The following is a 25,556-nucleotide window of genomic DNA, read 5'->3' as shown; positions in this document are numbered from 1 at the left end:
GGGCTTTTTCATGCTCTTCGCACGGCACCTCCTGAAATGGGATACTAGAGCCCATGCCATCCGAGATCCCGAATCCCGTCCCGCGCGGTAAGAACGTCCTCGGCCAGCCCCTGCAGGTCTGCGGCTGCGATCCCATGACCGGCTTCTATCGCACGGGATGCTGCGAAACCGGGGAAGATGATTTGGGCGTCCACACGGTCTGCTGCATTGTCGATGAGGCGTTTTTACAGGCGTCGAAGGCGCTTGGGAACGATCTTTCGACGCCGCATCCGCAGTTTGGCTTTCCCGGCCTGAGGCCTGGCGACCGCTGGTGCGTCTGCGCGGCACGCTGGCTCCAGGTGCAGCAGGCAGGCGCGGCATGCCCGGTGGTTCTCGAAGCGACGCATGAGAACACGCTGAAGATCGTGCCGTTCGAGCTTCTGATTCAGCATGCGGTGATCCCGGACCAACTTCAGTAAGAGCGCGAACGTTCCATGCTGTGCTGCCATCTCGCGGGCCGCTCTGAATTGTCGGTCGTGGGTGAAAATACGTTGAAGCCTATGCGACGTGGCTGTTTTCCGTCTCTTTGTTCTTGACATCCCCGCCCCGTGGCTTGAGCCTTAAGACATCACGAAAAAGTAGAGGAAGCGTGTCCCTGAACACCCGCTTTCGATCTCAAGAGAGTTCCACGAGACCCCGTCCTGACAGCCGCGCTGCCGCCGGGACGGAAAGTTTTACCCGCGCACGGAGCCTTCCATTCCCATGACCCCGAAAAGAACCTTGAAACGGCTCGCCTGTAGCGCCGCCGCTGCCCTTGTTTTCACCTCAATGACGATCTCCGCCACGGCCCAGACCTCAGGCGTTGGCAACATCAGTGGCACGGTCACCGACACTAGCGGAGCCGTCGTTCCTAACGCATCCGTCACGGTGATCAACACCGATACCGGTGTCACGCGTACGCTCACCACCAGCGGTGCCGGCGACTACAACTCGCCGTTCCTCCAGCCTGGCCACTATGAGGTCGTCCTTGGCGGGGGCAACTACAGCAAGGTGGATCGCAAGAACCTCGTGCTGACCGTCGGCCAGGTGCTCTCGATCGACGCCACCCTGACTTCGGGTTCGGTCTCGACCACTGTGGATGTGACGGCGACCACGCCGATTCTCGATACCGAAAAGACCGAGGTGTCGCAGACGTTCGATGCGAACCTGCTGGCCAATCTGCCGGTTGCGACGCGTAACTGGAGCGCGTTCGTGCTGAACACGCCGAACGTGGTGCAGGATGGTGGCACGGGACTGGTGAGCTTTCACGGTATCTCGGGTCTCTACAACCAGAACTACGTCGACGGTTCGAACAACAACCAGATGCTCTTCTCCGAGGCCCGTGGCCGTTCTTCGGGCGCGCCCTATGTGTACTCCATCGATTCGATCAAGGAGTTCCAGGCCGAAACGTCGAATTACTCGGTTGAGTTTGGCCAGGCCGCCGGTGGACAGGTCAACGCCATCACGAAGTCCGGCACCAACCATATTCATGGTGATGTCTTCTACTATCTCCGCTATCCGGATCTGAATGCACTTGATCCTTTCAGCAAGTATTCGGCCCTGCATAACGGCGGGACACCGTTCCTGCTGACCCAGCCCATCCATCAGCAGCACCAGTTCGGCGGCTCTGTCGGCGGACCGATCATCCCGGATCGCCTCTTTTACTTCTTCACCTATGACGGCTTCCGCAAGGTCGGGCGCGTCCTCTACTCGGACAGCAACGTCATTTCGACCACTGGCACCGGCTCCTACACCACGAACAACACGGCAACTCCGAACCAGTGCCCGGTCGTTGGTACGACAGGGTACACGCAGAACTTTGGTATCACCTCGACGCAGTGCGTCAACGCCATCAGCTTCCTGCAGGGGCTATCCAACGCCGCTCCCGGCCGCTTCCAAAAGCAGAACCTCTTCTTCCCGCGCCTCGACTACCACATCAACAGCCGCAACGATGCCTTCGTCGACTATAACTTCGCGGATTTTGATTCCTCGTATGGCTACAGCCCTGCCAACACCTTCTCCAATAGCTCGCCTTCGACGAACGCGCCCACGAGCTACCACGAGCGCTTCCTGGTCGCGGGTCTCACTACCCAGATTGGCAAAACTTCTGTCAATCAGGTTCACTTCCAGTACGGCCGTGATCTTGAAACAGCCGGCGCCAACGCTCCCGGGCCCTCGGTGGCGACGGGCATCGTGACCTTCGGCATGCCGAACGCGCTGCCCCGTATCGCCGAGCCGGATGAACACCGCATTCAGTTCACCGATGTCTTCTCGACAACCCATGGACATCACACGTTCAAGTTCGGTGGCGACCTCAACAACGTCCACGAGGTGATGATCAATCTCTTCCAGGGCGGCGGAATCTACAGCTACTCCGGGACGAACAACAACGTAAACTTCCAGTCCTATTTGCAGGACGCCTTCGCGGGCCAGACGGGAGATACTGATCCATTCGCCGGGTATCACTACACGAGCTTCGTGCAGACGGTCGATGTGGTGAACACCGCTGCCGGCACCCAGGGTAAGGACGACTTCTACATGAACATGGTCGACGGCTTTGCCGAAGACTCGTGGAAGATGCGGTCGAACTTTACGCTCACTGCAGGCATCCGTTACGACATCCAGATCACGCCTGCGCCTCAGTACACCACGCCGCCCACGATCGCCGGCATCAACCCGCTGAACTACGGCACGCCTTTCCCGCTCTACAGCAAGACCATCAAGAACGTCAGCCGCTTTCAGCCTCGCGTCGGTTTTGCGTGGGAGCCCAATCCCGGCACGGTCGTCCGCGGTGGTTACGGGGTCTTCTCTGCTCTGAACCAGGGCAGCACCTACTACGCGGACCGCGTGGAAAACGGTGTCGTCCAGATCAACTTCAACTACTCCGGTTGCGGTGCCACGACTACGGCGACGGCGACGGTCTCCTGTCCGTCGGTTCCGGGCACAGGCACCACTGCTGCCAAGCTGGGCTTCCCAAACGTTCCCTTCGCGGTCACTGGCCCAGCGCTCAGCGGCTCGCTCCATCCTACCGGCGGAACGGTTGCATCCGTCAATGGACCGACCTCCCCGGGCGCGCAGAGCTTCCACGGTCTGGATCCCAACTTTGCTCCGCCGTACGCGCATGAGGCTGATCTCTCCGTGGAGCAGGCACTGCCGGGCAAGATGAGTCTTTCGGTTGGCTACGTTGGCACACGCGGTATGCGTCTGCCGGTCTTCATCGACGCAAACCTGCTTGGCCAGACCCCGCACGGGCTTCGCAGCTACAACGTTCTGGATGGCAGCAACAACGTCACCAAGCAGCTTACGGTGCCCGTTTACCTGCCTACGGATCGCATCAACCAGACCATCGCTACCTATAACACCGGCTTCTCCAAGGCCAACACCTGGTATAACTCCCTTGCTGCGACCGTCCGCCGTCCCTTCGCGAACGGTCTGGAAGTCCTGATGAACTACACCTGGGCTCACGCCAGCGATACCGGCCAGGTAGGCGGCGCGAACGGCACCTTCTATGGTGGCGATGCTCCGCTTGACCCCAACAACCAGAAGGCGGAGAACGGCCTGTCGGATATCGATATCCGCAATCGCTTCACCCTTAGCTTCGTCTACCAGCCGCACCTCCTCGAGAGCAACAAACTGGTGAAGCATCTTGTGGACGACTGGACCTTCTCAGGTGCTGACATCGCTTCGGCAGGACAGCCTATCTTTATGAGCATGGCTGGAACGGTCTACAGCGGTTCCACCAGCTCTACGAGCTATGGAGACGATGGCGGCATCTACGGTGGCGCCATGAGCTCCGGTTCCGGACTGGCGACCACTGGACGTCCTCCGCAGATCGGTCGCAACAGCATCATCGGACCGGGCTACAACAACCTGGACTTCCGGCTCTCGCGTAACATTCCGATCCACGAGAAGATCTACGCGCAGTTCTCGGCGGATGCCTTCAACCTGCTCAACCACACCATTATCACCAGTGTGGTTGGCACGCAGTCGCAGTACCTGAACGTTGGGGCAAGCTCTTCCGGAACGGTGACTGCGACGTGCCTTGCAGGCGGCGCTCCTGCTGGTTCAACGCTGCAGGGCTGCATCGCGCCAAACCCGAACCTGGGTAGCGGAACGGTCAGCCAGCGGCTCAATGCGTTTGGTGCGGTCAGCGGAACGAACAATGGTCTCTACACCGCTCGCCAGATGCAGTTCTCCGCGAAGGTGTTCTTCTAGCGCCACAACCAAACCAAGAAGAAGCGGCTCCGGAGAGTGATCTCGGGAGCCGCTTTTATTTGTCTCAGTGATTCTAAGATGGTGCGCCCGAGAAGATTCGAACTTCTGACCTACAGCTTCGGAGGCTGCCGCTCTATCCAGCTGAGCTACGGGCGCCTGCAAGAATGGTAGCACGGTCAACAGGCCCATTTTCCCGCAGTTGACATGGCTTCGCGGCTCACGCAGCATCAACAGGTTAGCGATTCAAGCGAAAGCGAGATAACCCGATCTATGTTCCTCCGCATTCTTTCCACACTTGCCTGTACGGTCCTTCTTGCCACCACGATGCTCGCGCAGGATGAGGCCACACTTTCGCCTCCAGCTACAGCCAGCGTGATGCTCGGCGGTAAGGCGATCAAGATCACCTACAACACACCTTCCATCCGCGGGCGCACCATCATGGGCGGTCTCGTGCCTTACGGTGAAGTCTGGCGAACGGGCGCGAATCCTGCTACGACGATCATCATTGCGGCTGACCTGATGATCGGCACGCTCAAGGTTCCGGCTGGGACTTATACGATCTATACGCTGCCGAGTGCGACCGACTGGCAGCTCATCGTCAACAAGCAGACCAAGCAGTGGGGAACGGAATATCACCAGGATCAGGACCTTGGGCGCGTTCCGATGATGAAGAAGGATCTCGGAACGCCGAAGGAAGTGATGTCGATTTCGTTCGAGAACACCTCCGGGACTAAGACTGACCTGCATGTGAAGTGGGAGAAGACGGATGTCTTCGTTCCCGTTTCGTTGGCGAAGTAAGGACGGAAACGCAGATTCCCTTCGGGAATGACAACCAGAAGGGCAAGTGCAAAAGAAAAAGGCCGCTCGAAGCGGCCTTTTTCTTTCGTCATCAAGCTTGCTTCACCACTCCTTCGAGGCCGAATCGACGGCTAGTGGCGTCGCGGCGATGGGGGCTTTCCAGCGGAGGATGGGCTTGCGGGCTGCGGTGGTTTCGTCGAGGCGTTGGAGACGTGTGGTGTGGGGTGCCGTTTTGACGAGTTCGGGGTTCTCGGCGGCTTCCTGGGCGATCTGCTTCAGGGCGTCGATGAGAAGGTCGAGCTCTTCGCGGCTCTCGCTTTCGGTCGGCTCGATCATCATCGCTCCCGAGACGACCAATGGGAAGCTGACGGTGTAGGCGTGGAAGCCGTAGTCGATGAGGCGCTTGCCCATGTCGCCGGTCTTGACGCCGTTTTTGGCCTGGAGCTTGTCGGAGAAGACGACCTCGTGGAGGGACGGGCTCTTGTAGGGGAGCTCGAAGGTGTCCTGCAGCTTGGCGCGGATGTAATTGGCGTTGAGGACGGCGTCTTCGGTGGTCTGGCGGAGGCCATCGGGGCCGTTCGCGAGGATGTAGGCGAGTGCGCGGACGAACATGCCGAAGTTACCGTAGAACATGCGGACGCGGCCGACGGTCTGCGGGCGGTTGTATTCGAGGCCGAGGGAGCCGTCTTCGCGGGTGATGACGACGGGGGTCGGGAGGAACGGCTCGAGGATCTTCTTGCAGGCGACCGGGCCGGAGCCCGGGCCGCCCCCACCGTGGGGGGTGGAGAAGGTCTTGTGCAGGTTCAGGTGCATGACGTCGACGCCGAAGTCTCCCGGGCGGGTCTTGCCGACGAGAGCGTTCATGTTGGCTCCGTCCATGTAGAGGAGCGCGCCCTTGGCGTGGAGGATGTCGGCGATCTTGTGGATCTCGCTCTCGAAGACCCCGATGGTGGAGGGGTTGGTGAGCATGAGGGCGGCGGTGTCTTCGTCGACGAGGCGCTCGAGTTCGGCGAGATCGACCATGCCGAGTGCGTTCGACTTGAGGTTCTGGACCTGGTAGCCGCAGACGGCGGCTGTGGCGGGGTTGGTGCCGTGGGCGGAGTCGGGGATGAGGATCTTCTTGCGGGCGTTGCCCTTGCTCTCGTGATAGGCGCGGACGAGGAGGATGCCGGTGAACTCGCCGTGGGCTCCGGCGGCGGGCTGGAGGGTGATGGTGTCCATGCCGGTGATCTCGACGAGGCAGTCCTGAAGGGTCTTCATGATGCTGAGCGCGCCCTGGGAGAGGCTCTCGGGCTGGTAGGGGTGCGCGTCGGCGATACCCTCGAAGCGGGAGACAGCCTCGTTCACGCGCGGGTTGTACTTCATGGTGCAGCTTCCGAGCGGGTACATGCCGAGGTCGATGGCGTAGTTCCAGGTGGAGAGCCGGGTGAAGTGGCGGATGATCTCGATCTCGGAGAGTTCGGGCATGACGCCGAGGTCCTTGCGCTGCGAGTCGCCGAGAAGGGTGGCGGCGTCAATCGCGGGGACGTCGAGTTCGGCGAGGCGATAGGCCTTCTTGCCGGGCGAGGACTTCTCGAAGATGAGGTCTTCGTTCTGGTTGACGTGGGTCGAGACCTTCTTCGGGGTTCCCTGGAACTTTGCTTCGCTCATGACTCGTGTCCTTCCGTTACGCTTTTTGAGGGGTACTCCCCCTCCCCATTGCCCGCGTGTAAGTCGTTTCGTTTGTTACGGATGCGGGACGGTATGGGCTGTAAATATCAGATACGATTGGGTTTAGCTGCAAATATTAGTAGAGAAAGGACTTAGCTTATTTGCTCGGCGGAGCTTGCTTCTTTTTCTCTCTTACTTCCATTTTAGAAGATCCACCATAACTAAAAGGACACCGACTTTTCGCTTTGTTTTGTTGGGGTTGCGTGATTTTGGGGCTTGACAAGGTTTTTTGCTTCCCAGGTAACCGGCAACCGCAAGCCATGGGCAGACGCAGATTCCCTTATGACAACAAGAAAAGCAACGGCAGGTGCGTGGTTTGGGCGGTTTACGTTCCCACCTTAGCCGACGATCGTGCCGTCGGCGAAGATGGGGCACCCTGGTTTTTGTGCCCCCGATTCAGGAAGACAGAGCAAGGACAGACGCGGATTCCCTTCGGGAATGACAACCAGAAGAGCAAAGACTGCTAAAAACTTTCTTCGTCGGAGCCGTCACCGGTGGCAGAGAAGCTGCCGGCTTCGGGAGCGTCGAGATCTTCTTCGCGGAGGGAGAGGCCGAGGGCGACTCCGGATTCGAACTCGATGGTGAGGGATTCGCCTTCTTCGAGAGAGGCTTTGGCGACCTGTTCGCCGATCTGGGCGCAGAGGGCGTTGCGGTACTCGGGTTCGCCGTAGCCTACGGAGAAGTCGGTGAGCAGGACGTAGGGCCACTCGTGGAGGGTGAAGAGTGGGGTTTCGAAGCGGAGGCGGACGAAGTCCTGAACGAACTCGACGGCGACCAGCTCCTGCCCGATGATGTCTGAGATATCCATGCGACGTTACTTTCCTTACCGGGCTACGAGGGTCTGTTCCACTTGTGCCGGGGCGAGTGCGTTGACGGCTTTGGCGGCGGCATCCATCTGGACGCGGGTGGTGAGTTCGGTGGCGCACCAGAGGCTGGCGTTGGGGCCGAGTTCGGGGTACCACTTCGCGAGGGGCAGGCCGCCGATGATCTTTTCCTTGAGGAGGCCGGTGTTGATCTCGTCTGCGGACGCTCCGAGGTCGAGGACGAACTCGTGGAAGCGGGGGGCTCCTTCGAAGAGGACTTTGCCTTCGGCTCCGAGGACGCTCTTGAGGTAGGCGGCTTTGGCGAGGTTGTGCTCGGCGAGTTCCTTCATGCCTTCCTTGCCGTAGACGGTGAGGAAGATGGTCGTCATGAGGGCGACGAGGGCCTGGTTGGTGCAGATGTTGGAGGTGGCCTTCTCGCGGCGGATGTGCTGCTCGCGGGTGGAGAGGGTGAGGACGAAGCCGCGTTTGCCGTTTACGTCTTTCGTTTCGCCGATGAGGCGTCCGGGCATCTGGCGGAGGAACTTTTCCTTGCAGGCGATGACGCCGCAGTAGGGTCCACCGTAGCCGATGGAGACGCCGTAGGACTGGGCTTCGAGGGAGATGATGTCGGCCTCGGCGGGGGGGCGGACGATGCCGAGGGAGACCGCTTCGGCGATCGAGACGATGAGGAGGGCACCCTTGGCGTGGGCGATCTCGGCAATGGCGGCGACGTCTTCGATGGTTCCGAAGAAGTTAGGCGACTGGATGAGGACGCAGGCGGTGTCGTCGGTGATCGCGGCGTCGAGGGCAGCGAGGTCCACGCGGCCGGTGGTGGCGTAGCTGATCTCGGTGAGGGGGATCTGCTGGTGCTGGGCGTAGGTGGCGATGACCTCGCGGTACTCGGGATGGACGGTACGGGCGATGACGGCGGCGTTGCGTCCGGTGACGCGGACGGCCATCATGATAGCCTCGGCAGCGCCCGTAGACCCGTCGTACATGCTGGCGTTGGCGATCTCCATGCCGGTGAGCTCGCAGATCATGGTCTGGAACTCGAACATGGCCTGGAGGGTGCCTTGCGCGATCTCAGGCTGATAGGGTGTGTAGCTGGTGAGGAACTCGCCGCGCTGGACGAGGGAATCGATGATGACGGGCTTGTAGTGGCGATAGACGCCGGCACCGAGGAAGCTGGAGTAGCCGGTCGCGTTCGACTCGGCGTAGCCGCGGAAGCGGTCGATGATCTCGGACTCGGCGTGCTGGCGGGGGATATCGAGATCGCGCTTGAGCTGGTACTCCTCGGGGATGGTCGCGAAGAGGTCGTCGATGGACGAGACCCCGATCTCGGCGAGCATCTCCTCGCGGTCCGTGGGGGATTTGGGCAGGTAGCGCATGCTTTAGTGTCCGGTCTCTTCGGCGGTGAAGGTGTCGTAGTCGGTGGAGGAGAGGAGGGAGTCGAGCTCGGCGGGGTCGGTGAGTTCGATCTTGAGGAGCCAGGTGGTGTTGGCGTCGGTGTTGATGACCTCGGGGGAGGCGGTCAGGCTCTCGTTGATCTCGGTGACGGTTCCGGAGACGGGCGAGTAGAGGTCGGAGACGGCCTTGACGGACTCGACGGAGCCGAAGGTTGCGTGGGCTTCCAGCTTGTCACCGATTTTGGGGAGCTCGACGAAGACGATGTCGCCGAGGGAGTTCTGGGCGTAGTCAGTGATGCCGATCGTGCCGACGGTGCCGTCGACGGAGATCCACTCGTGTTCCTTGGTGTACTTGTAGGCTGCGGGATATGCCATAGGTGCCGTGTCTCCAGCTCTTTCTAAAGGGTAGATGGGGTTCGGGGTGGGATCAGGCCGTTTTTTTCGGACGTTTGTAGAACGGTAAAGCGACTACCTTCGCCTTGACGGCCTGACCACGAATTTCGATTGCGACCTCGCCATCGACGGCAGAGTATTCGATGGGGACGTAGGCCATGGCGATGTTTTTCTTGAGGAAGGGGGCGGGGGAGCCGCTTGTGATCTCGCCGATCTTCTCTCCGGTGAGCGAGAGGACGGGGTAGCCGTCGCGGCCGATGCCGCGCTCGATCATCTCGAGGCCGACTAACTTCTTCTTGGGGCCGCCGGTGTTCTGGACTTCTAAGAGGGCTTCGCGGCCTACGAAAGAGGGTTTGTCGAGCTTGGCGTAGCGGCCAAGGTTGGCTTCGAAGACGTTGAGGGTGTCGGAGATCTCGTGGCCGTAGAGGGCCATGGCGGCTTCGAGGCGGAGGGTGTTGCGGGAGCCGAGACCGCAGGGCATGATGCCGAACTCGGCTCCGGCGGCGAGGACCTCGCCCCAGACGCGGCCGCTGGTGGGCTCGTCGGAGGGGATGTAGATCTCGAAGCCGTCTTCGCCGGTGTAGCCGGTGCGGGCGATCATGACGTTATAGAGGCCACAGACCTTGCCCCAGGTGAACCAGTAGTTCTTGATGACGCTGAGGTCGGTATCGGTGAGTTTCTGGAGGGTGGCTTCGGCCTTGGGGCCCTGGATAGCGAGCTGGGTGTAGTAGTCCGAAAAGTCGTTGATGTGCACGCCGGGCATGTGGCCGACCTGCTTGCGAACCCACTGGATGTCTTTTTCGCGGGTTCCGGCGTTGATGACGATGAGGTAGTCGTTTTCGGAGAGCTTGTGGACGACGACGTCGTCGACGAAGGTGCCGTCGGGCTGAAGCATGGCCGAGTAGTGGGCCTGGCCAACCTGGAGCCTGGAGGCGTCGTTCATGCAGAGCTGGTTGACGGCGGCGAGGGAGCCGGGGCCGCGGAACTGAATGTCGCCCATGTGCGAGACGTCGAAGAGGCCGACGCCGGTGCGGACGGCCATGTGTTCGGCGATGAGGCCGGCGTAGGTGACGGGCATGTCCCACCCGCCGAAGTCGACCATGGAGGCCTTGTGCTGGCGATGGGTGGCGTTGAGGGCCGTTTTGCGCAGGGCTTTGACGTTTTCGTGGAGCGGGGGGGATGTGACGATTTCAGCCATGGCTTGGGTCCTTCTGGTGCGGAGGTTGCACTTCAACGATAGCATCGCGTGGGGTCAGGGGAGATGCTTCCTGAGGTCGGCGTAGGCGGCGTCGGTGGGCGGGCCGGCGGCTTGCCACAGGATGGCGCCGTCGGGGGCGACGAGGAGGACGTAGGCGTCTTCGGGCTTGTCGTAGTGGGCGAGATTGCGCCAGAGGGGCTCGTTGTCGGTGATGGGAAGTAAGTGGGGCTGGTTGCGCTCGGAGACGTCCTTCTTCATGGAGCGGAGAACGAGGCCGCGCATGATGCGGGGGACGGATTCGAGCATGGCGAGTTCGTAGAAAGAGACGGTGGTGGATGTGGCAAAGTCGGCGGCGAGGCGGCGGCCCCAGGTGGTGACGGACTGCTGGGAGTCGCGGCTGAAGCCGAGGACGAGGATGGTGGTGCGGCCCTGAAGGTCGGCGGGGAGGTTGACGGTGGTTCCGGCTAGCGAGGTGCAGTGGGCTTCGGGGATCGTCTGGGCGATAGCCAGAGAGGACGAAAAAGCCAGGGCCAGGAGGGTGGGACGCACTCGCATTCTGAGATGACTCCGGGGAGTGGGCTCCGGCCGTTGGCTTGCGAGTCCGGCGAGCGAGGTCGGACTGCCTTAGGGGCCGTGATCTCTAGGACGGTGCGGGAGGGTGGGATTTTGAGGGGAAGGGAAGGCAGTTTCGATCACGTTTACAACGCGGGCTGGGAAGTTCAGCGGAGCGTTGCGATGTTCAGGCTCGGCGGCTTCGGCGGGAGGCTCGGATAAAGCTGCTGGCGCAGAAGTAGCCGAAGACCACGGCGAGGGCGGTTTCGAGCAGGAGGTGCTGATGGTCGGTGTGGCTGGCGGTGGCGCGGAAGGCGAAGCGGTTGGTCCACATGCCCTGGAGGCCGAAGAGGGCGATGAGGCCGAAGAAGACTCCGGTGACCTCGAGCCAGAGGACGCCAGAGGCCCGGGCTACCGGACCCCAGACGGCGTCGCCGAACTTTCGGCTGCCTCGGGCGACTCCCTGGCTGGTAGCACGGGCTTGGCGGGCCGCGGTTTCGACGCGGGCGCGGGCTGGGGGGATCACGACGCCCTGGGCGGGTGGTTCCGGGCGCGAGGGGGATGGACCGTCTGGTGTGGTTGGGCCGTTGGGGTTTGGAGCGGTTGCGGCGTCGACCGCCTGGACGAGCGTCTTGCCGGCGAGGCGTGTTCCGATGCCGAGTACACGGCCGAATCGAACCGAATCCATGCTTTTAGTGTAGACGCCCGGCGTGTGCAGGCGAAACGTGCGGAAGGTACCGCCGATCGTCCCAAATGGGAGGAAAACGCCGGTGTGGGGAACTCGTGTCCACATCGGTGCATCCAAGCCGAGAGAACGCGCGTAGGTGCCTGCAGAGAGGTAATTTCGTTTGCGCGCGATGGAGATGCAACGAATGAAGAGTCTGGCCTGGGTTATCGGTGGTTTTTGCGCGGCAGCGGTGGGATTTCTGGTCTGGGACGCGGCCCGCGTCCGTAGCCTCACGTCCGCGTCCTCCGAGCCTGTCGACCTGCTGGCGCATCGCCTTGAAGAAGCCTGGGCGGATCACCACACGGTTGTATAGCCGCACCCTCCGAGTTTCGCCTACCATTTCCAGATCGTGATGATTGCGGGCGGGGTGCGCTGAGCGTATTCTCCAAACAGGCAAGGACCCCTTGCACCCGCAATGCCGCTCCCGCCGCATCCCCGGGACTCCTCCCGGAGCGTGGCTCGAGCGCCTCACCGATGTGGCCTACCCGGAGGTGGCATTGAATCAAAAGGTGAAAAACCTCATCCAGAAGCTCGGCGAAGCGATCCATGAGTCGGTCTCGGAGTCGGAGCATATAGCGGGAGTCGTCAAGAATATTCGTGAGCAGGGATTCGATGTGCTGCTGATGCTGGAGGCGACGATCGGTCTGAACGAGGTCGATATGGATGAGGCGGAGTCGGTCGACCCGGCCGAAGTTGTCGATGAGTCCATCGAAGGCCCGTTTACGACGCACGATCTGACGTTTCTGAAGTCGCTTCGCATCAGCATGGGAAGCGAAGCCGAAGGCAGTGCCGCCGCCGAATAAGCGGACGGATTTAAGTTGTTGACGAGAAGACTTCTCCCGAGTGCCTCTCGGCATTGCGCGCCGCACGTCTCCCGCGCGCCTCGGTCTCTGAGCGCATAACGCCCGAAAACCTGGTTTTCAAGACGACATCGCCATGTGGCTTAAAACGATGATGGTAGACTCTCGTTTCGGTATCCGTGGAGACCGAATTCTGCATCTGACGCACGTGGCCGTGATTTCGTCCAAGGGTTCCAAAGCCCGTCCGACGCTATGAGGTAAGTGCAACATGAGAGACACACTTGGCGTTCTGCTTGCCGGCGGTGCCGGCGAGAGGCTCTTTCCTCTAACCCGAGACCGCGCCAAGCCAGCCGTCCCGTTTGCCGGACAGTACCGCATCATCGACATCACTCTCTCAAACTGCATCAATTCCGATCTTCGACACGTTTACATCCTGACGCAGTACAAGGCTCTGTCGCTCAACCGGCATATCCGCGAGGGCTGGGGACCTGTGGTTGCGAATGAGCTTGGCGAGTTCATCGAGATTCTGCCACCCATGCAGCGTGTCTCGAAGAGTTGGTACCAGGGGACGGCGGATGCGGTGTACCAGAACATCTATTCGATCGGGTCGGAAGAGCCGAAGCACATCCTCATCCTCTCGGGCGACCACATCTACAAGATGAACTACGGCCTGATGCTGCAGCAGCATTGCGCGTCGGGAGCCGATGTGACGCTGGCGACACTGCCGGTGCGGCCGGATGAGGTCTCGCCGTTCGGTGTGGTTGAGGTCGCGAAGACGGGCGAGGTAACAGGGTTCGAAGAGAAGCCAAAGGAGACGAAGATCCGGTCCCCATTTAATCCGGACATGGTGGATGTCTCGATGGGAATTTATCTCTTCAACACGGACATTCTTCTTCCGGAGCTGATCAAGGATGCCGAGGATCCGGACTCGAAGCATGACTTCGGACATGACATCCTGCCGAAGCTGCTTGGCCGCTTCAAGATGCAGGCCTACAACTTCGTCGATGAGAACAAGCAGAGGGCGCTCTACTGGCGCGATGTGGGGACGCTCGAGGCTTACTACGAGGCCAACATGGATGTCGCGGGGGTGACGCCGGTCTTCAACCTCTATGACAAGTCCTGGCCGATGCGGACGCGTTCCTACCAGTATCCTCCGGCGAAGTTTGTGTTCGGCGAGATTGGACGTACGGGCATGGCGATCAACTCGATTGTCGCTTCGGGCTCGATCGTTTCGGGTTCGGTGATTCGGAACTCGGTGCTGTCGCACGACGTGCGCGTGAACAGCTATGCGGATGTCGACGCGAGCATCATCTTCTCGCATGTGAACATCGGGCGCCACTGCCGGATTCGGCACGCCATCATCGACCGGGATGTTCACATTCCGGATGGGACCGTGATCGGGTATGACCAGAATGAGGATCGCAAAAACTACTTTGTGTCTCCGTCAGGCCTGACGGTAGTCACTCGGGACTACTCCAAGTACGAAAATCCAGTGTCCGCGGAATTTTTGCAGGACCACAGCTCCTAGGCAAGCAGCTGGAATGCGAAAGGGCCGGAGAGGAAATCTCTCCGGCCCTTTTGCAGCGGTGCAGAACTCTCAGTAGTGCGTCTTCTGTCCGAAGCGATAGACGACACCGCCGGAGATCGAGAAGAATTCCCGCGTCTCGGTGCCGAAGTGCTCGAAGACGAGGTCAGGCGAGATGCGGATGGCGAGGCGGGCCGAGCGGTTGAAATCGAGGCTCGCCCCGACGACGCCCATAGGTTTGGTTCGGTTGGTGTAGAGGCCGACGACCTGTGGGGGAACGCTTGTGCCCTGGTCGAAGGTGCCATGCGAGACGCCCCCGAAGGCGTGCAGGTTGGCGGCGGCGTACTGGTTCTTCCATCCGCGCATCTGGCCGCCGAGCATGCCGGTTTCGCGATAGACCAGGGGCCGGTTGACCTTGTACGGATTAGCGAGCACGGGCGTAGTGCCTCCGTCGAAGCGGAAGTCCGCCGAGACACCCCAGCGCTGGGTGAGCCACATGGTTCCGAGCAGGTCGATTCCGGCGAGGTTCATGCGCGTCGGCAGGTTCTGCCCAGCCTGGAAGTTGTCGAAGCTGATGCCGCCGTAGCCTTCAAAGCGGTTTGTGTACGTGACGGGAGCCTGGGGACCAAGCTTGCTCTGCGCCTCCGAACCCTTCGCTCCCACAAGCAACGTCACTGCGCCAAGGACGCCCGTCACCAACCGCTTCCGCATCTTCCAGTTCGCCATCGTTCTCCACTGTCTCTTTTTATCGCGCTGGGGGCCGCAAAGAGCGTACAGGCGTCCTGACCCAACGTCTTTCAGGATATATCGTTCAGCGTGCCTATGCCCGGATGTGCATCGTATCTCTCTAGCAGTTCTCCTGATGCTGTCGTTTCGCTCGACAGGAGTGAAGGTCGTTTTCCTTGAGAGAAAACGACTTGAACACTTCCGCTGGTACTACACCTTCAGGGGAACTACATCTAGGACGTGCGCCAAAGAGAAAGGCATGCCACGGCTGTGCGACAATTACAGGCGACAGCCGGTGCCTCCAGGCGTCATGCTGCAGGGAGATTGACTATGGGCGAACTTTTTACACCAACACACCTGATCATCGTTGCGGTCGTTGCGATTGTGCTTTTCGGCGGCAAGAAGCTGCCTGAACTCGGCAAGGGACTCGGGGAAGGCCTGCGGGGCTTCAAAGAGGGCATGAAGGGCGTGACCGACGACATCAAGCCGGGCGATACGGCACACACCGTGACCCCGAAGGCAGAAGACGCCAAGTAGCTGTTTCGCCGGGTAGACAAGCCAAGTGCCCGCCCGCGCATCGCGTTAGACTCTCTCCCATTCCAGAGATTGAACAGGAATCGCATCGGTCCTATGGTGGGCCGATGCGATTTGCTGCGTCTAGAGCGTAATCAGAACGACGGCCGCGGCCGCGAGGCCCATGCCGAGCCCTTGGCGACGCGTAGGCCGTTCGTGCAGTGTCCAGGCGGCGAGAAGGATCGTCGTGGCGGGATAGAGCGAGGCGAGCACGGAGGCGACGTCGAGACGTCCTACACGGGTCGCGCCGACGAAGAACATGTTTCCACTGGTATCCATGATCGCCGTTCCAAGGGCCCAGAGCAGGGTATTGCGGCTGATGCGAACCCGGGCTCGCTTTCCGGAGCGCTTCTCGAAGGCGATCAGGACGAGGAGAGCCGTCGAGCAGAAGACCACGCTTGTGCTGCGCGCGGCGGCCATCGGCCACACGATTCCGGCGACTCCCGCAAATTTTAGAGCCACGAAGTAAAGGCCGAAGCCGGCCCCGGAGACGATCGCCAGGCTCATGGTGCCGCGGTCCGTGTTTTCGCCCGGAGCGGCTGCGATCAGCCAGATGGCGGCACCGGCCAGCAGGAATCCGAGGAGATGCTGCGTCCCGGGGGCTCCGTCGACGCCGACCGAGACGAGCGCGGGGATCGCGGCGGCGAGAAGACCGCTTACCGCGGCCGAGGCTCCCATCGCTCCGCGTGAAAGCGCGATGTAGAAGATGCAGACAGAGGAGCCGCCCATTAGACCGGCTCCGATGGCCCAGGCAAGGGGTGCGCCGTGCGGGAACGGATCGCTTCGCAGGAGGCCGATCGCGATGAGGACGCAGAGGCTGGTGGCGTGGCTCATGATGACGACGCGGAGGGCCGCGCTCATGGAGCCTCCCGCGCCCTTGACGCCCATGCCGCCGGTAAAATCCCCACCGCCCCAAAGCACCGCCGCTATCAGGGCGAGCACGGCGTTGAGGGGAATCGCAATTCCCAAGACTCATCCTCCAAAAAATATGGGCCGGACGGGAGACCCATCCGGCCCGCTTGGTACTTTTCTTCGTCTACTGCGGACGCTGTTGAAGACCGGCCGGCTGCTGTGCCGGCTGGCCGAGCGGCGTGGTCTGGGGACCCACGTCGTTGGAGGCCGGGGTTGCCGGGGGTGTGGGGGCACTGTCTTCCGCCGAGGGATAGTAGCCGGATTTCGAGATCACCGTCAGGTTGGGACGGAGGACCTTGACCTCGATCTGACGATACTTGCCGTCGATGAAGGGCTCGTGCGTGTAGTAGCCGATGGTGTACTGGGTGCGGACTTCTTCGGAAATCCTGGCAAAGCTGGTTTCGATGCCGTTGACGCGGAACTCAGGATCGGTCTGGCCGCCGGTGGCTGCCGTGTAAAGGGGCAGGATGTTGTCGCGCATCTGGAACGGGAGATGGATGCGATCGAGGAAGCCGAGGCCGGGGATGGTGGGGTCGCCGACGAGCGTGGCGTAGACGGCGATCTTGTTCGCCTGGAGGTACTTCACGACGTCCTTGTACTTTGCCGTGCTTCCGTAATCCTTTCCATCGCTGATGACATAGATGATGCGGCGGCGCCCTTTTTTCGCCTTGGCGAGCGAGGCACCGGCGGCGAGGATGGCGTCGTTGAGCGTGTGGACTTCGCGGGGGGCGTTGACCTGCATGCCCTGGTGGTTGCGCTGGGCGGCGGTGTTGGGATCGAACTGCTGTCCGTTGATGACGGTGGTCTGGGCGAGCGGGCCGTCGATGATGGGGTAGGCCTCGCGTCCAGTCGATTTCGAACGCTCGAGCACGGCACCGAGGCGCGCGCTCTGGGCGGCGGTGAAGTCGGTCTGGAGCTTGGGGCCGTTGTTGTAGGTGAAGACGGCAATCTCGTCGTAGGGGGCGAAGGCACCCTGGAGGGCGCCGAGCGCGATGTTGACCTTGCTCATGGTGTCGAAGGGCAGGCTCTGGTCGATGACGAGCGCGACGGAGAGCGGGAACGGATCGACGGTGAAGATGGCCGGCTGCTGGCGGAGACCGTTCTCGTAGATGCGGACCTCGCGCCACTGGATCCCGGGAACCAGTTTGTTCTTGGAATCCTTGACGGTGAAGGGGATTTCTACGAAGTTCACGCGGCGGCGGAGGGTGAAGACCTCGGCGCCGGTGCCGGGAGTGGGAAGTTCAGGGGGCGGTCCGTCGTCCGGGTGTGCTTCCTGCTGGATGGCTGGGCCGGAGGGGAGGCTCGTTCCGGGAGCTTTTTCGCCATCGGCCGGGGCTGGGGCGAGATCGCCGTTTGAGGTTGCGGTGGTGCCTTTGCCGGGGGTGATCGTGACTCCGGGGGAGAACTGTGGCTTTGGCGCGTCGGGAATCGCCTGCTGCGTTGGCGCAGTGTCTGGCGTCGCCGCCTGTTGCGCTCCTGCCGGTACACCCTGAGCGAGCAGCATCCATGCCAGCGCCCCTGCAATCAACCTATCGTTCACCTGCAACCCCCATCCTTACCAACGCTGCAAATCCTGCAAACTCTTGCGTCTTCGCTGTGATGCGAAGCATCGGCCCACTCACGAGACTACCAGCGCATGCCGTGGACCGTCACGAAATCGTCCTGTCTCGCCTCGATACCTCTCATTGGACGCGATCCCCGGCGCGATGTTTGCCCTCTCACCTACCATCCTTTGTGGTATCCCTTTGCGATCTAGAAACCTACGCGGTGCGCATCACGTCTAAGTTGGCATGCGCCCCACCGTTCCAACCAAGGTTCCGACCAAGGCTTTGAACCCCGCGATCAAGGCCGTACCCATGCCAACCCTCGCCGCGGCCCTGTTCGCCTGCGCCCTGCTTCCTCTGCCGCGCCTCGCCGCGCAGGAAGCGCCTTCGCCCTCCGGGCCGCCGCCATCCTCGAACGCCGCCCCGGAGCAGGAACCGACGGATGTTGGGGATCTGCAGACCCTGAAGGTGACGGCGAACCTGGTCAACGTCTACTTCAGCGCTCGGGACAAGGGCGGGTTCATCACGAACCTGAAGAAGACGGACTGCAACATCGCGGAGAACAAGGTCGACCAGCCGATCAAGAACTTCACGCAGGAGAAGAACCTGCCGCTGACGATCGGGATCCTGCTCGATACGAGCGGATCGCAGCAGAACGTTCTGCCGCTCGAACAGGAGTCCGGTGCGCGGTTTCTGAAGGAGGTGCTGACGCCCAAGGATGAGGCGTTCCTAATCTCCTTCGACATCAACACGACGCTTCTGGCTGACTATACGAATAGCGCGCGCGAGATAAAGCGGGCGATGGATAAGGCAACGATCAATACGGGGACCGGGTCGGGCTCGGTGACTGGGAACGGCGCGGCGCGTGGAACGCTTTTGTATGACGCGGTCTATCTTGCGGCGCATGACAAGCTGCGGCAGGAGGCGGGACGCAAGATCCTCGTCATGCTGACCGATGGCGGCGACCAGGGTTCACAGTACAAGATCAAGGACGCGATCGAGGCGGCGCAGAAAGCGAACGCCATCGTCTACGTCATCCTGATCGCGGACGGCGGGATGTTTGGGACGTTCGGGAGCTACGGCGCGGCTGAGATGCGACGGCTGGCGAGCGAGACGGGTGGGCGCGTCATCGACGTCGGGAACAGCGGACGCAAGCTCGAGGACGCGTTCGACCAGATTCAGGACGAATTACGCACGCAGTACCTGTTGAGCTATACGCCGCTGAACCCGAAGACCGATGGGACCTATCGGAAGCTCGACCTTACCTGCGGCAAGGGATACAACATCCAGGCGCGGAAGGGTTATTACGCTCTGGGAGACAGCGTCAATAACGACTAATCGGCCGGTCAGGCATCCATTGCTCCGGAGTAGACGGCCATGCCGGCTACGGCGTCGACACCCATCTGGTCGAGGGCGTCTACTTCGGATTGGGCCTTGATGCCACCGGCGACGATCAACTGCTTTGCGGTCGTTGCGCGGAGGATGGCGGCGACATCGATGGGGAAGCCGGTCATGGTGCCTTCCGTGTCGACGTGGGTGTAGAGGAAGGCGGCGCAGCTGTCTTCGAGCCAGGTCATTGCCTCTTCGGGCGTGAGTTCGACGGAGTCCTTCCAGCCCTTGACCGCGACCTTTCCGGCCTTCGTGTCGACGCTGAAGCATAGGGCGTCCTCGCCGAGTTCTTTTTTCAGGCTTTCGGCGACCTCGAGGCGGATGAGCTTGTGGCGGCGTGTGCCTTCTTCTTCGGTGGGTGCGCCGAATAGAGATGAGCCGTAGATCACGCGCTTTGCGCCGGAATCGAGGAGGGCTTGGCCGTCTGCCGCGGTCTTCAGGCCGCCGCCTACCTGGCAGGGAAGGCGTTTGCAGATCATCTCGATCAGGCCGCGATTTTCGCCCTGCCGCATGGCGGCGTCGAGGTCGATCAACTGCACCAACGGGTACTTCGCAAAGCGCTCGATCCAGTACTCGAAATCGTCAAACGCGAGCTTCAGCTTTTCGCCCTGCACAAGCTGCACAATCCGTCCGCCCATCAGGTCTATCGAAGGAATCAACATCCGTCCATTCTCTCAAACGCGCTCTTACGATCACGCTTGTACCATCCAAGGAGTGGATCTTTCTACCCCCATTCAGTTCGTTAAGCGGGTCGGCGAACGCATTGCGCAGGACCTCGCCAAGCGCGGCGTTCACACGGTCGAAGACCTGCTTTACCACCTGCCGTTTCGCTACGAAGACCGCCTCAACATCAAGCCCATCGCGGAGCTTGAGGCGAACACGATGGCGTCGGTGATTGGCGAAGTGAGGGGATCGGCGCTGCTCGAAACTCGCACCGGGCCGCTCTTCGAGATCACGGTCGGGCAGGGCACGCACACGGTGAAGTGCATGTGGTTTCGCGGGGCGCATCTGCGGGATCGCTTCCAGCCGGGGATGACAGTCGCGCTGTACGGCAAGCTTGAGCGCTCGCGGACGAACATGCGGCAGTTCAAGATGATTCAGCCGGAGTTCGAGATCCTGCCGATGCCTGGCGCGCCTGGTTCCGGCGGCGCGGATGCCGAGTTCGCGATGCTCGAGATGGGGCGGATCGTTCCGGTGTATCCGACGCTTGGGGCAAGTACCCCGTGGGGAGCCAAGCTCGGCTCGAAGTGGCAGAGGCGGCTGGTTTGGTCGGTGTTTGAGCAGCTCATCGAGGCGAACGTTGCGACGGACGAGACGATTCCTCTTGCGCTGAGCCAGCGTCTTGGGCTTCCAAGCCGAATGGAGGCTCTGCGGGCGATCCATTTTCCCGAGGCAGGAACCCCGATGACGGATCTTATGTCGGCGCGGACCCCGGCGCATCGACGGCTGATCTTTGAAGAGTTCTTTTACCTTGAGCTTGGGTTGGAGTTGAAGCGGCGCAGTCTCCGCGAGCGGGAGGGCACGGCGTTTACGACTGGCGAAGAGGTTCGGCAGGCGCTCAAGCAGGTTCTGCCGTTTCATCCCACCGGGGCGCAGAAGAGGGTGCTGGCCGAGATCGTGGCGGACATGCGCCGGCCGCGTCCGATGCGACGGCTTCTGCAGGGAGATGTCGGCTCCGGTAAGACCATCGTGGCGCTGCAGGCTGCGCTTGTCGCGATTGAAAACGGCTACCAGGCCGCGCTGATGGCCCCGACCGAGATCCTGGCGACGCAGCATTATCTTTCGGCTCGGAAGCTTCTGGGTGAGGTGACGAGTCCAACGACGGGGAAGCCGTACCGGATCACGCTGCTGACCGGGTCGCTCAAGGAAGAGTTGAAGCGCGAAGGCCGGGGGCGCGTGTTTCGCGGGGAATCGAATCTTGTGATCGGGACGCACGCGCTGCAGGAAGACAAGGTCGATTTCTATAACCTCGGTCTCGTGATCGTGGACGAGCAGCACCGGTTTGGCGTACAGCAGCGCTTTCGCCTGATGAAGAAGCCGGGGGTGGATGGGAAGATTACCGATCCGGATGTGCTCGTGATGACGGCGACGCCTATTCCGCGCACGCTTGCGCTGACGCTCTACGGCGATCTGGAGGCTTCGGTGATCGATGAGCTTCCTCCGGGGCGCACGCCCATTGTGACGAGGCGGACGAACGAGGAGCGCGCGCCGGAGGTGTGGGAGTTTGTGCGCAAGCAGGTGGCGCAGGGGCGGCAGGCGTATCTCGTGTATCCGGTGATCGAGGGCGCGAACGACGATCAGCCTGAGCTCGACTTTGCCCATGATGCTGAGCCTGTCGAACCGGCGGCGAAAGCAGGGAGGCGGGCATCGGCGAAGACTGCTGCCAAGAAGGCGACGAAAACGAAGAAGAAGCCACTCCAGGCGTCGTTCCCCACGGAGCCGCTTCGCTCGGCAACCGGAAGCTTCGAGGAACTGAAGCATGGAGCACTCGCGGGCTTGCGGCTTGGGCTTTTGCACGGGCGTCTTTCCTCCGACGACAAGGAGGTCACGATGGCGCGGTTCAAGCGCGGCGAGATCGACGTGCTTGTCGCTACGACGGTCATCGAGGTCGGCGTTGATGTGCCGAACGCCTCGGTGATGGTGATCGAGCATGCCGAGCGTTTTGGCCTGGCGCAGCTTCACCAGCTTCGCGGGCGTGTTGGCCGTGGGGCGGCGAAGAGCTTTTGCATTCTCGTGACCGGCTCGCGCGTTTCACCCGAGGCCGAGGAGCGTCTCGACGCCATGGTGCGGACGCAGAACGGCTTCGAGCTTGCCGAGCTTGACTTGCAGCAGCGCGGGCCGGGCGAGTTCTTCGGCACGAAGCAGGCCGGGCTTCCTGAGTTCCGCGTCGCCAACCTGCTACGCGACCGCGAGGTTCTCGAACTGGCGAAGGTAGAGGCCACGAAGTTTGCCGAGACGCCCGACCCGGCCATTACGCCGGAAGAGATCGAGGCAGTCTGGACCCGTCTGCGCGACCAGTGGCAGCGCCGCTATGGGCTTGTAGAGGCCTGAGTCTCGGCCTTCTGTAGACCGAGCCTGGGCCCCGCGGACAAGGCAAGCACAAGACCGAGGCCGATCTCAACGACGGACGTTGCTCCATGCGATCGCACGCCGAGGGCGGCCCCGAAGATGTTGAAGGCGATATGGAAGAGGGCGACCACCGCGAGACTGCGGCGCGTTCGGTTGAAGAGCCACGCCAGGACCAACGATTCGCCCACCACGCCCGGAGCCCAGGCCAGGAACGGAACGCGCGACATCGGGCCGCCGGTCCAGAAGAATAAGGGGATGTGCCAGAGCGCCGACATCACTCCGATGATGAGCGCGGCGCGGCGTCCGTCGTACTTTGTTTGCAGATGGGTGAGGACGAATCCCCGCCATCCCACTTCTTCCCACAGGTTGGCGCAGAGCGAGGTCACTACCGCTACCAGAACCCCGGGAGGCGGAGCAGGCGGGAGGTCCGGAGATCGCGCCGGAGCGAACCAGAGACTCAGCGAGTCGGCGCACAGGGACATCGCCAGGGGCGCAAGAACGGCGAACATCCACCATCCCCACGGGACACGGCGGAAGAGGCTCGCGCGCAGGAGGAGCAAGCCGCCTGTTCCCGTCGGCCCTGCGATCCAGGCGGCCAGCGCAGGGCCTGCCGCCGGCAGAACGAGGAAGACCAGCCAGAGCGGGCTGCGAAAGAACGTCACGCCCCGCGAAGCGGCGAGTACAGGCATGTAGCCCGTCCACGCGATGAGGAATGCCAGCAGGTAGAACGTGACAACGGGATGCCGACGAAGCAAATTCTGCTCAGCGTCCCGTTCGTCCTGCAAGGCTGCCGGCAAATCCGCCATCGACAGAGCATCTCCGATCTTGCCTGCTCAACGTAGCATGGCGCCCGTTCCCGGGAAAGCTAGGAGGCCTGCGCGAGTGCAGCGGGCTGTACGGGCGCCACAGCCTTCTTGGGGCCACGTTTGCGGGCTACGAGCACGCGAATCCTTTCGAGCATCTCTACCGGCGAGCACGCGCCCTTGGGGAGAAAGACGTCGGCGCTGCTGGCGCGCTCGAACGACGTTACCGTGCCCGATACGAGCATCGCCGGAAGCGCGGGGTTGATCTGCTTGGCGCGGCGGACAAGCTCGTTACCATCCATCTGGGGCAGAAGAAGATCCGCGAGCAGGAGGTCGATCGAGCCGGGTACGGACTGTTGCACGACATCGAGCGCTTCATGCGCGGTGGCCAGTGCGATCACGCGGTAGCCGCGGGTCTCGAGGAGGAAGGTGCGGACGGAAAGGGTCTGTTCGTTGTGGTCGACGCAGAGGATGGTCTTCTTCGGGCGCATTGGTCAGTCTCGATCTGCCACGGACACCGTTGCGGTGGGCGGCGGTTTTGGTCCGGAGGGCGTGCCTGCTGTTTGGCAGGGCGCGTCCGGCGGGCGGCGTTTCTTGTCTCCCCTCTGCTCCGAAGGCCGGGCAGACACGAGGCCGCGACGGCGCGAGAAGGATAGTTCTCGCGTCCTTCACTCCTCACCGAGACTGCCGAAAGGCAAAGCTCGGGCGTCTGCTCCCAGAGGGGCAGTGTTCCGGCTGGCGGGCGGCGCAGGGGCGTGATGCCCGGATATGCACAACTCAATCCCTCGGGATCAAGCGCAGATCAGGGCCACGTCCGACGCAACACGTCGAACCGCGGGGTTGATGGGAGAGGATCGCTCGTGGCCAGGGCCGCGCACCGATCTCTACAGGCGCAGTGGGGCCGTCTCTGTGACCCGTCGACTCGCACCCGTTTTGCAGGCAAAAGGGAGCGACATCGCGGCGATCGCAGCAGCGAACTTCTGAGCACCTGGGCGAGGCGTGCCGCTTGGGGACGGCGCGTCTCTCTCATCGCAGATTGTTTGAAATACAGGCGAAAACAGTATGTTGGGTCGAGTGTCGGGCGGTTGGTTCCGTCTTTCCCTCGTCAACGCTTCCCAACCTTACGAACCTTCAACCGGCTTGGCAAGTGGCGATGAAAAGGCGAAATGAGGAAGTTATTAGGGCTTGCTCATCCACGGTTTTTCGCAACCCCCTATGCCTGTTGACCCAAACGGGTTATTCGCTGTTGAAATCTCCCGGTGTTATGGCAGGAAAAAGCGTCCCATTGCAGCGGGAATGGTGCGTCCTCCTACAAACACACCGGTGACCTTCCCGCTTTGGGAGCCCGCCCGAACGTAAATTTTGCTCGGCCGCCTCATCTCTACCCCCTGTTCGACGATGACCTCCTCATCGCTCCGCGCGGCGCGGTGCTGGACGAGGTAGGCGATCATGCATCCGGAGGCGGATCCTGTCGCTGGATCTTCGCCGTTGTAGAACTGCATGCGGGCGTGCCACTGGGCTTCTTTCGTGCCTTCCGTGCGCGTGATGCAGTGGAAGAACTTCGCGTCGCTTGCGTCGAGGTATGGCTGTGCGAGGCTGTAGGGGATCTGCAGGCGACCTGCGACCGCCATCGAGCGCAGAGGCACGATGCAGAACGGCATGCCGGTCGAGACGGTCTGGATAGGCAAGTCGGGATCGAGGTCTTCCACGGCGAGGCCGAGGGCCGTGGCGATCTTTGCGGGATCGTGGATTGCGCCGAAGACCGGCTCGGGTTGTTTCATCCTTCCAAAGACCCCGGGCTTGCCGTCCGCAGCCTCGAAACGCACCGGCACGGGGCCGACCTTGAGGTCGAGTCGTATCTCCTCCGCGCCACGCAGGGTCGGATGATTCCAGTAGAGCCAGCTTGCCGTCCCGAGCGTAGGATGCCCGGCGAAGCGTAGCTCCTCCTGCACGGTGAAGATCCTTACCTGGACGCCGCGCTCGCGCTCCACGGCCTCGTCACGGGGCACGATGAAGGTCGTCTCGGAGAGGTTCGTCTCACGTGCGAGCGCCTGCATCTCCTCGTCCGAGAGACCGCGGGCGTCGGTGAAGATGCCGAGCATGTTGCCTTCAAGTGCGTGCTCGGCGAAGACATCGACCTGGGCGTAGTCGAAGGCACGAGGGCTGAATGGAGTCTCGGAGTTTGGCTTGTTTGACATCAAATACACCTCAGACGTACAGTTTGGGTAACCGCACGTGGGCACAACGGCCCCACGGCTAGCATAGCTGGCTGCGGTAAAAACTTAGAACCATGACCAGCAACTCCGCCATTTCGAACATCACCTCCTGCTGCCGCTGCTGTTGCTGCCGCCCTGCAGGGGTGTGTGGATGAGCGGATCGAAGTAACGTCTTCGAA

At 61.8% G+C, this 25,556-nt stretch carries 23 protein-coding genes and 1 tRNA gene; 9 read left to right on the top strand and 15 right to left on the bottom strand.

The features are described 5' to 3' along the window. The first annotated feature begins 53 nt into the window (after positions 1–53). Positions 54–458, top strand: a complete 405-nt coding sequence (locus GRAN_RS04510) for a DUF2237 family protein (RefSeq protein ID WP_128911782.1) — start codon at positions 54–56, stop codon at positions 456–458. 283 nt (positions 459–741) lie between these two features. Further along, positions 742–4,233 carry a TonB-dependent receptor gene (locus tag GRAN_RS04505; protein WP_128911781.1) on the top strand — a complete coding sequence of 1,164 codons (3,492 nt, stop codon included), beginning with the start codon at positions 742–744 and terminating at the stop codon, positions 4,231–4,233. A 79-nt stretch (positions 4,234–4,312) separates the two neighbouring features. On the opposite strand, the gene GRAN_RS04500 is transcribed toward GRAN_RS04505, so the two are convergent. Then, a tRNA-Arg gene (locus GRAN_RS04500) sits at positions 4,313–4,389 on the bottom strand. Between the two features lie 114 nt (positions 4,390–4,503). On the opposite strand from GRAN_RS04500, the gene GRAN_RS04495 reads away from it, so the two are divergent. Then, positions 4,504–5,031: a DUF2911 domain-containing protein gene (locus tag GRAN_RS04495; RefSeq protein WP_128911780.1), complete on the top strand. Its 528-nt coding sequence runs from the start codon at positions 4,504–4,506 to the stop codon at positions 5,029–5,031. 102 nt (positions 5,032–5,133) lie between these two features. Here the strand turns inward: GRAN_RS04495 and gcvPB are convergent, their stop codons facing one another. From gcvPB to GRAN_RS04460, 7 genes are all read right to left on the bottom strand, one after another. Beyond that, a complete protein-coding gene (gene gcvPB / locus GRAN_RS04490) occupies positions 5,134–6,681 on the bottom strand; it encodes an aminomethyl-transferring glycine dehydrogenase subunit GcvPB (protein ID WP_128911779.1) in 1,548 nt (515 codons plus the stop codon). A 523-nt stretch (positions 6,682–7,204) separates the two neighbouring features. Continuing rightward, a complete protein-coding gene (locus GRAN_RS04485) occupies positions 7,205–7,549 on the bottom strand; it encodes a hypothetical protein (RefSeq protein WP_128911778.1) in 345 nt (114 codons plus the stop codon). A 15-nt stretch (positions 7,550–7,564) separates the two neighbouring features. Further along, entirely contained in the window at positions 7,565–8,932 is a 1,368-nt protein-coding gene (gcvPA, locus tag GRAN_RS04480; RefSeq protein ID WP_128911777.1) for an aminomethyl-transferring glycine dehydrogenase subunit GcvPA, read from the bottom strand. Positions 8,933–8,935: 3 nt separating this feature from the next. Beyond that, on the bottom strand, positions 8,936–9,325 hold the full coding sequence (gene gcvH, locus GRAN_RS04475; protein WP_128911776.1) for a glycine cleavage system protein GcvH: 390 nt from the start codon (positions 9,323–9,325) through the stop codon (positions 8,936–8,938). A gap of 52 nt (positions 9,326–9,377) precedes the next feature. After that, the gene (gene gcvT, locus GRAN_RS04470; RefSeq protein ID WP_128911775.1) at positions 9,378–10,541 is read right to left on the bottom strand and encodes a glycine cleavage system aminomethyltransferase GcvT; all 1,164 of its coding nucleotides are present in this window, start codon (positions 10,539–10,541) and stop codon (positions 9,378–9,380) included. 54 nt (positions 10,542–10,595) lie between these two features. After that, positions 10,596–11,096, bottom strand: a complete 501-nt coding sequence (locus GRAN_RS04465) for a hypothetical protein (protein ID WP_128911774.1) — start codon at positions 11,094–11,096, stop codon at positions 10,596–10,598. Positions 11,097–11,280: 184 nt separating this feature from the next. Next, complete coding sequence (locus GRAN_RS04460; RefSeq protein WP_128911773.1) at positions 11,281–11,886, bottom strand: hypothetical protein; 606 nt, start codon at positions 11,884–11,886, stop codon at positions 11,281–11,283. A 79-nt stretch (positions 11,887–11,965) separates the two neighbouring features. Between GRAN_RS04460 and GRAN_RS25755 the strand changes: the two genes are divergently transcribed. The 3 genes from GRAN_RS25755 (at position 11,966) to glgC (ending at position 14,148) form a co-directional block, all read left to right on the top strand. Then, the gene (locus GRAN_RS25755; protein ID WP_192897973.1) at positions 11,966–12,133 is read left to right on the top strand and encodes a hypothetical protein; all 168 of its coding nucleotides are present in this window, start codon (positions 11,966–11,968) and stop codon (positions 12,131–12,133) included. A gap of 91 nt (positions 12,134–12,224) precedes the next feature. Then, on the top strand, positions 12,225–12,623 hold the full coding sequence (locus GRAN_RS04455; RefSeq protein ID WP_241654332.1) for a hypothetical protein: 399 nt from the start codon (positions 12,225–12,227) through the stop codon (positions 12,621–12,623). 265 nt (positions 12,624–12,888) lie between these two features. After that, entirely contained in the window at positions 12,889–14,148 is a 1,260-nt protein-coding gene (glgC, locus tag GRAN_RS04450; protein ID WP_128911772.1) for a glucose-1-phosphate adenylyltransferase, read from the top strand. A 69-nt stretch (positions 14,149–14,217) separates the two neighbouring features. On the opposite strand, the gene GRAN_RS04445 is transcribed toward glgC, so the two are convergent. Then, a complete protein-coding gene (locus GRAN_RS04445; protein WP_128911771.1) occupies positions 14,218–14,871 on the bottom strand; it encodes a hypothetical protein in 654 nt (217 codons plus the stop codon). Between the two features lie 330 nt (positions 14,872–15,201). Between GRAN_RS04445 and tatA the strand changes: the two genes are divergently transcribed. Next, positions 15,202–15,408, top strand: coding sequence for a twin-arginine translocase TatA/TatE family subunit (gene tatA / locus GRAN_RS04440; RefSeq protein WP_128911770.1), 207 nt, complete (start codon positions 15,202–15,204; stop codon positions 15,406–15,408). A 120-nt stretch (positions 15,409–15,528) separates the two neighbouring features. On the opposite strand, the gene GRAN_RS04435 is transcribed toward tatA, so the two are convergent. Then, positions 15,529–16,413 carry a DMT family transporter gene (locus GRAN_RS04435; protein WP_241654331.1) on the bottom strand — a complete coding sequence of 295 codons (885 nt, stop codon included), beginning with the start codon at positions 16,411–16,413 and terminating at the stop codon, positions 15,529–15,531. 67 nt (positions 16,414–16,480) lie between these two features. Then, a complete protein-coding gene (locus tag GRAN_RS04430) occupies positions 16,481–17,896 on the bottom strand; it encodes a VWA domain-containing protein (protein ID WP_241654330.1) in 1,416 nt (471 codons plus the stop codon). 316 nt (positions 17,897–18,212) lie between these two features. On the opposite strand from GRAN_RS04430, the gene GRAN_RS04425 reads away from it, so the two are divergent. After that, positions 18,213–19,238, top strand: coding sequence for a VWA domain-containing protein (locus GRAN_RS04425; protein WP_128912958.1), 1,026 nt, complete (start codon positions 18,213–18,215; stop codon positions 19,236–19,238). Between the two features lie 8 nt (positions 19,239–19,246). Here GRAN_RS04425 and GRAN_RS04420 read toward each other — a convergent pair whose 3' ends face one another. Beyond that, positions 19,247–19,951, bottom strand: coding sequence for a 1-(5-phosphoribosyl)-5-[(5-phosphoribosylamino)methylideneamino]imidazole-4-carboxamide isomerase (locus tag GRAN_RS04420; RefSeq protein WP_128911769.1), 705 nt, complete (start codon positions 19,949–19,951; stop codon positions 19,247–19,249). 52 nt (positions 19,952–20,003) lie between these two features. On the opposite strand from GRAN_RS04420, the gene recG reads away from it, so the two are divergent. Next, on the top strand, positions 20,004–22,340 hold the full coding sequence (gene recG / locus GRAN_RS04415; protein ID WP_241654328.1) for an ATP-dependent DNA helicase RecG: 2,337 nt from the start codon (positions 20,004–20,006) through the stop codon (positions 22,338–22,340). Here the strand turns inward: recG and GRAN_RS04410 are convergent. The 3 genes from GRAN_RS04410 to GRAN_RS04400 form a co-directional block, all read right to left on the bottom strand. Next, positions 22,319–23,164, bottom strand: a complete 846-nt coding sequence (locus GRAN_RS04410; protein ID WP_128911768.1) for a type II CAAX endopeptidase family protein — start codon at positions 23,162–23,164, stop codon at positions 22,319–22,321. The genes recG and GRAN_RS04410 overlap by 22 nt on opposite strands. 59 nt (positions 23,165–23,223) lie before the next feature. Further along, on the bottom strand, positions 23,224–23,652 hold the full coding sequence (locus GRAN_RS04405; RefSeq protein WP_128911767.1) for a response regulator: 429 nt from the start codon (positions 23,650–23,652) through the stop codon (positions 23,224–23,226). Between the two features lie 771 nt (positions 23,653–24,423). Continuing rightward, complete coding sequence (locus GRAN_RS04400; RefSeq protein WP_128911766.1) at positions 24,424–25,359, bottom strand: PhzF family phenazine biosynthesis protein; 936 nt, start codon at positions 25,357–25,359, stop codon at positions 24,424–24,426. Between the last annotated feature and the right edge of the window lie 197 nt (positions 25,360–25,556).

The sequence above is a fragment of the Granulicella sibirica genome (assembly GCF_004115155.1).
Classification (GTDB): domain Bacteria; phylum Acidobacteriota; class Terriglobia; order Terriglobales; family Acidobacteriaceae; genus Edaphobacter; species Edaphobacter sibiricus.
This window is presented reverse-complemented; position numbering and strand designations above follow the sequence as displayed.

Excerpts from the sequence above, each read along its gene's own strand:
- GRAN_RS04510 (WP_128911782.1), top strand. The coding sequence starts at position 54 with ATGCCATCCGAGATCCCGAATCCCGTCCCGCGCGGTAAGAACGTCCTC.
- GRAN_RS04505 (WP_128911781.1), top strand. The coding sequence starts at position 742 with ATGACCCCGAAAAGAACCTTGAAACGGCTCGCCTGTAGCGCCGCCGCT.
- GRAN_RS04495 (WP_128911780.1), top strand. The coding sequence starts at position 4,504 with ATGTTCCTCCGCATTCTTTCCACACTTGCCTGTACGGTCCTTCTTGCC.
- gcvPB (WP_128911779.1), bottom strand. The coding sequence starts at position 6,681 with ATGAGCGAAGCAAAGTTCCAGGGAACCCCGAAGAAGGTCTCGACCCAC.
- GRAN_RS04485 (WP_128911778.1), bottom strand. The coding sequence starts at position 7,549 with ATGGATATCTCAGACATCATCGGGCAGGAGCTGGTCGCCGTCGAGTTC.
- gcvPA (WP_128911777.1), bottom strand. The coding sequence starts at position 8,932 with ATGCGCTACCTGCCCAAATCCCCCACGGACCGCGAGGAGATGCTCGCC.
- gcvH (WP_128911776.1), bottom strand. The coding sequence starts at position 9,325 with ATGGCATATCCCGCAGCCTACAAGTACACCAAGGAACACGAGTGGATC.
- gcvT (WP_128911775.1), bottom strand. The coding sequence starts at position 10,541 with ATGGCTGAAATCGTCACATCCCCCCCGCTCCACGAAAACGTCAAAGCC.
- GRAN_RS04465 (WP_128911774.1), bottom strand. The coding sequence starts at position 11,096 with ATGCGAGTGCGTCCCACCCTCCTGGCCCTGGCTTTTTCGTCCTCTCTG.
- GRAN_RS04460 (WP_128911773.1), bottom strand. The coding sequence starts at position 11,886 with ATGTGGACACGAGTTCCCCACACCGGCGTTTTCCTCCCATTTGGGACG.
- GRAN_RS25755 (WP_192897973.1), top strand. The coding sequence starts at position 11,966 with ATGAAGAGTCTGGCCTGGGTTATCGGTGGTTTTTGCGCGGCAGCGGTG.
- glgC (WP_128911772.1), top strand. The coding sequence starts at position 12,889 with ATGAGAGACACACTTGGCGTTCTGCTTGCCGGCGGTGCCGGCGAGAGG.
- GRAN_RS04445 (WP_128911771.1), bottom strand. The coding sequence starts at position 14,871 with ATGGCGAACTGGAAGATGCGGAAGCGGTTGGTGACGGGCGTCCTTGGC.
- tatA (WP_128911770.1), top strand. The coding sequence starts at position 15,202 with ATGGGCGAACTTTTTACACCAACACACCTGATCATCGTTGCGGTCGTT.
- GRAN_RS04425 (WP_128912958.1), top strand. The coding sequence starts at position 18,213 with ATGCCAACCCTCGCCGCGGCCCTGTTCGCCTGCGCCCTGCTTCCTCTG.
- GRAN_RS04420 (WP_128911769.1), bottom strand. The coding sequence starts at position 19,951 with ATGTTGATTCCTTCGATAGACCTGATGGGCGGACGGATTGTGCAGCTT.
- GRAN_RS04410 (WP_128911768.1), bottom strand. The coding sequence starts at position 23,164 with ATGGCGGATTTGCCGGCAGCCTTGCAGGACGAACGGGACGCTGAGCAG.
- GRAN_RS04405 (WP_128911767.1), bottom strand. The coding sequence starts at position 23,652 with ATGCGCCCGAAGAAGACCATCCTCTGCGTCGACCACAACGAACAGACC.
- GRAN_RS04400 (WP_128911766.1), bottom strand. The coding sequence starts at position 25,359 with ATGTCAAACAAGCCAAACTCCGAGACTCCATTCAGCCCTCGTGCCTTC.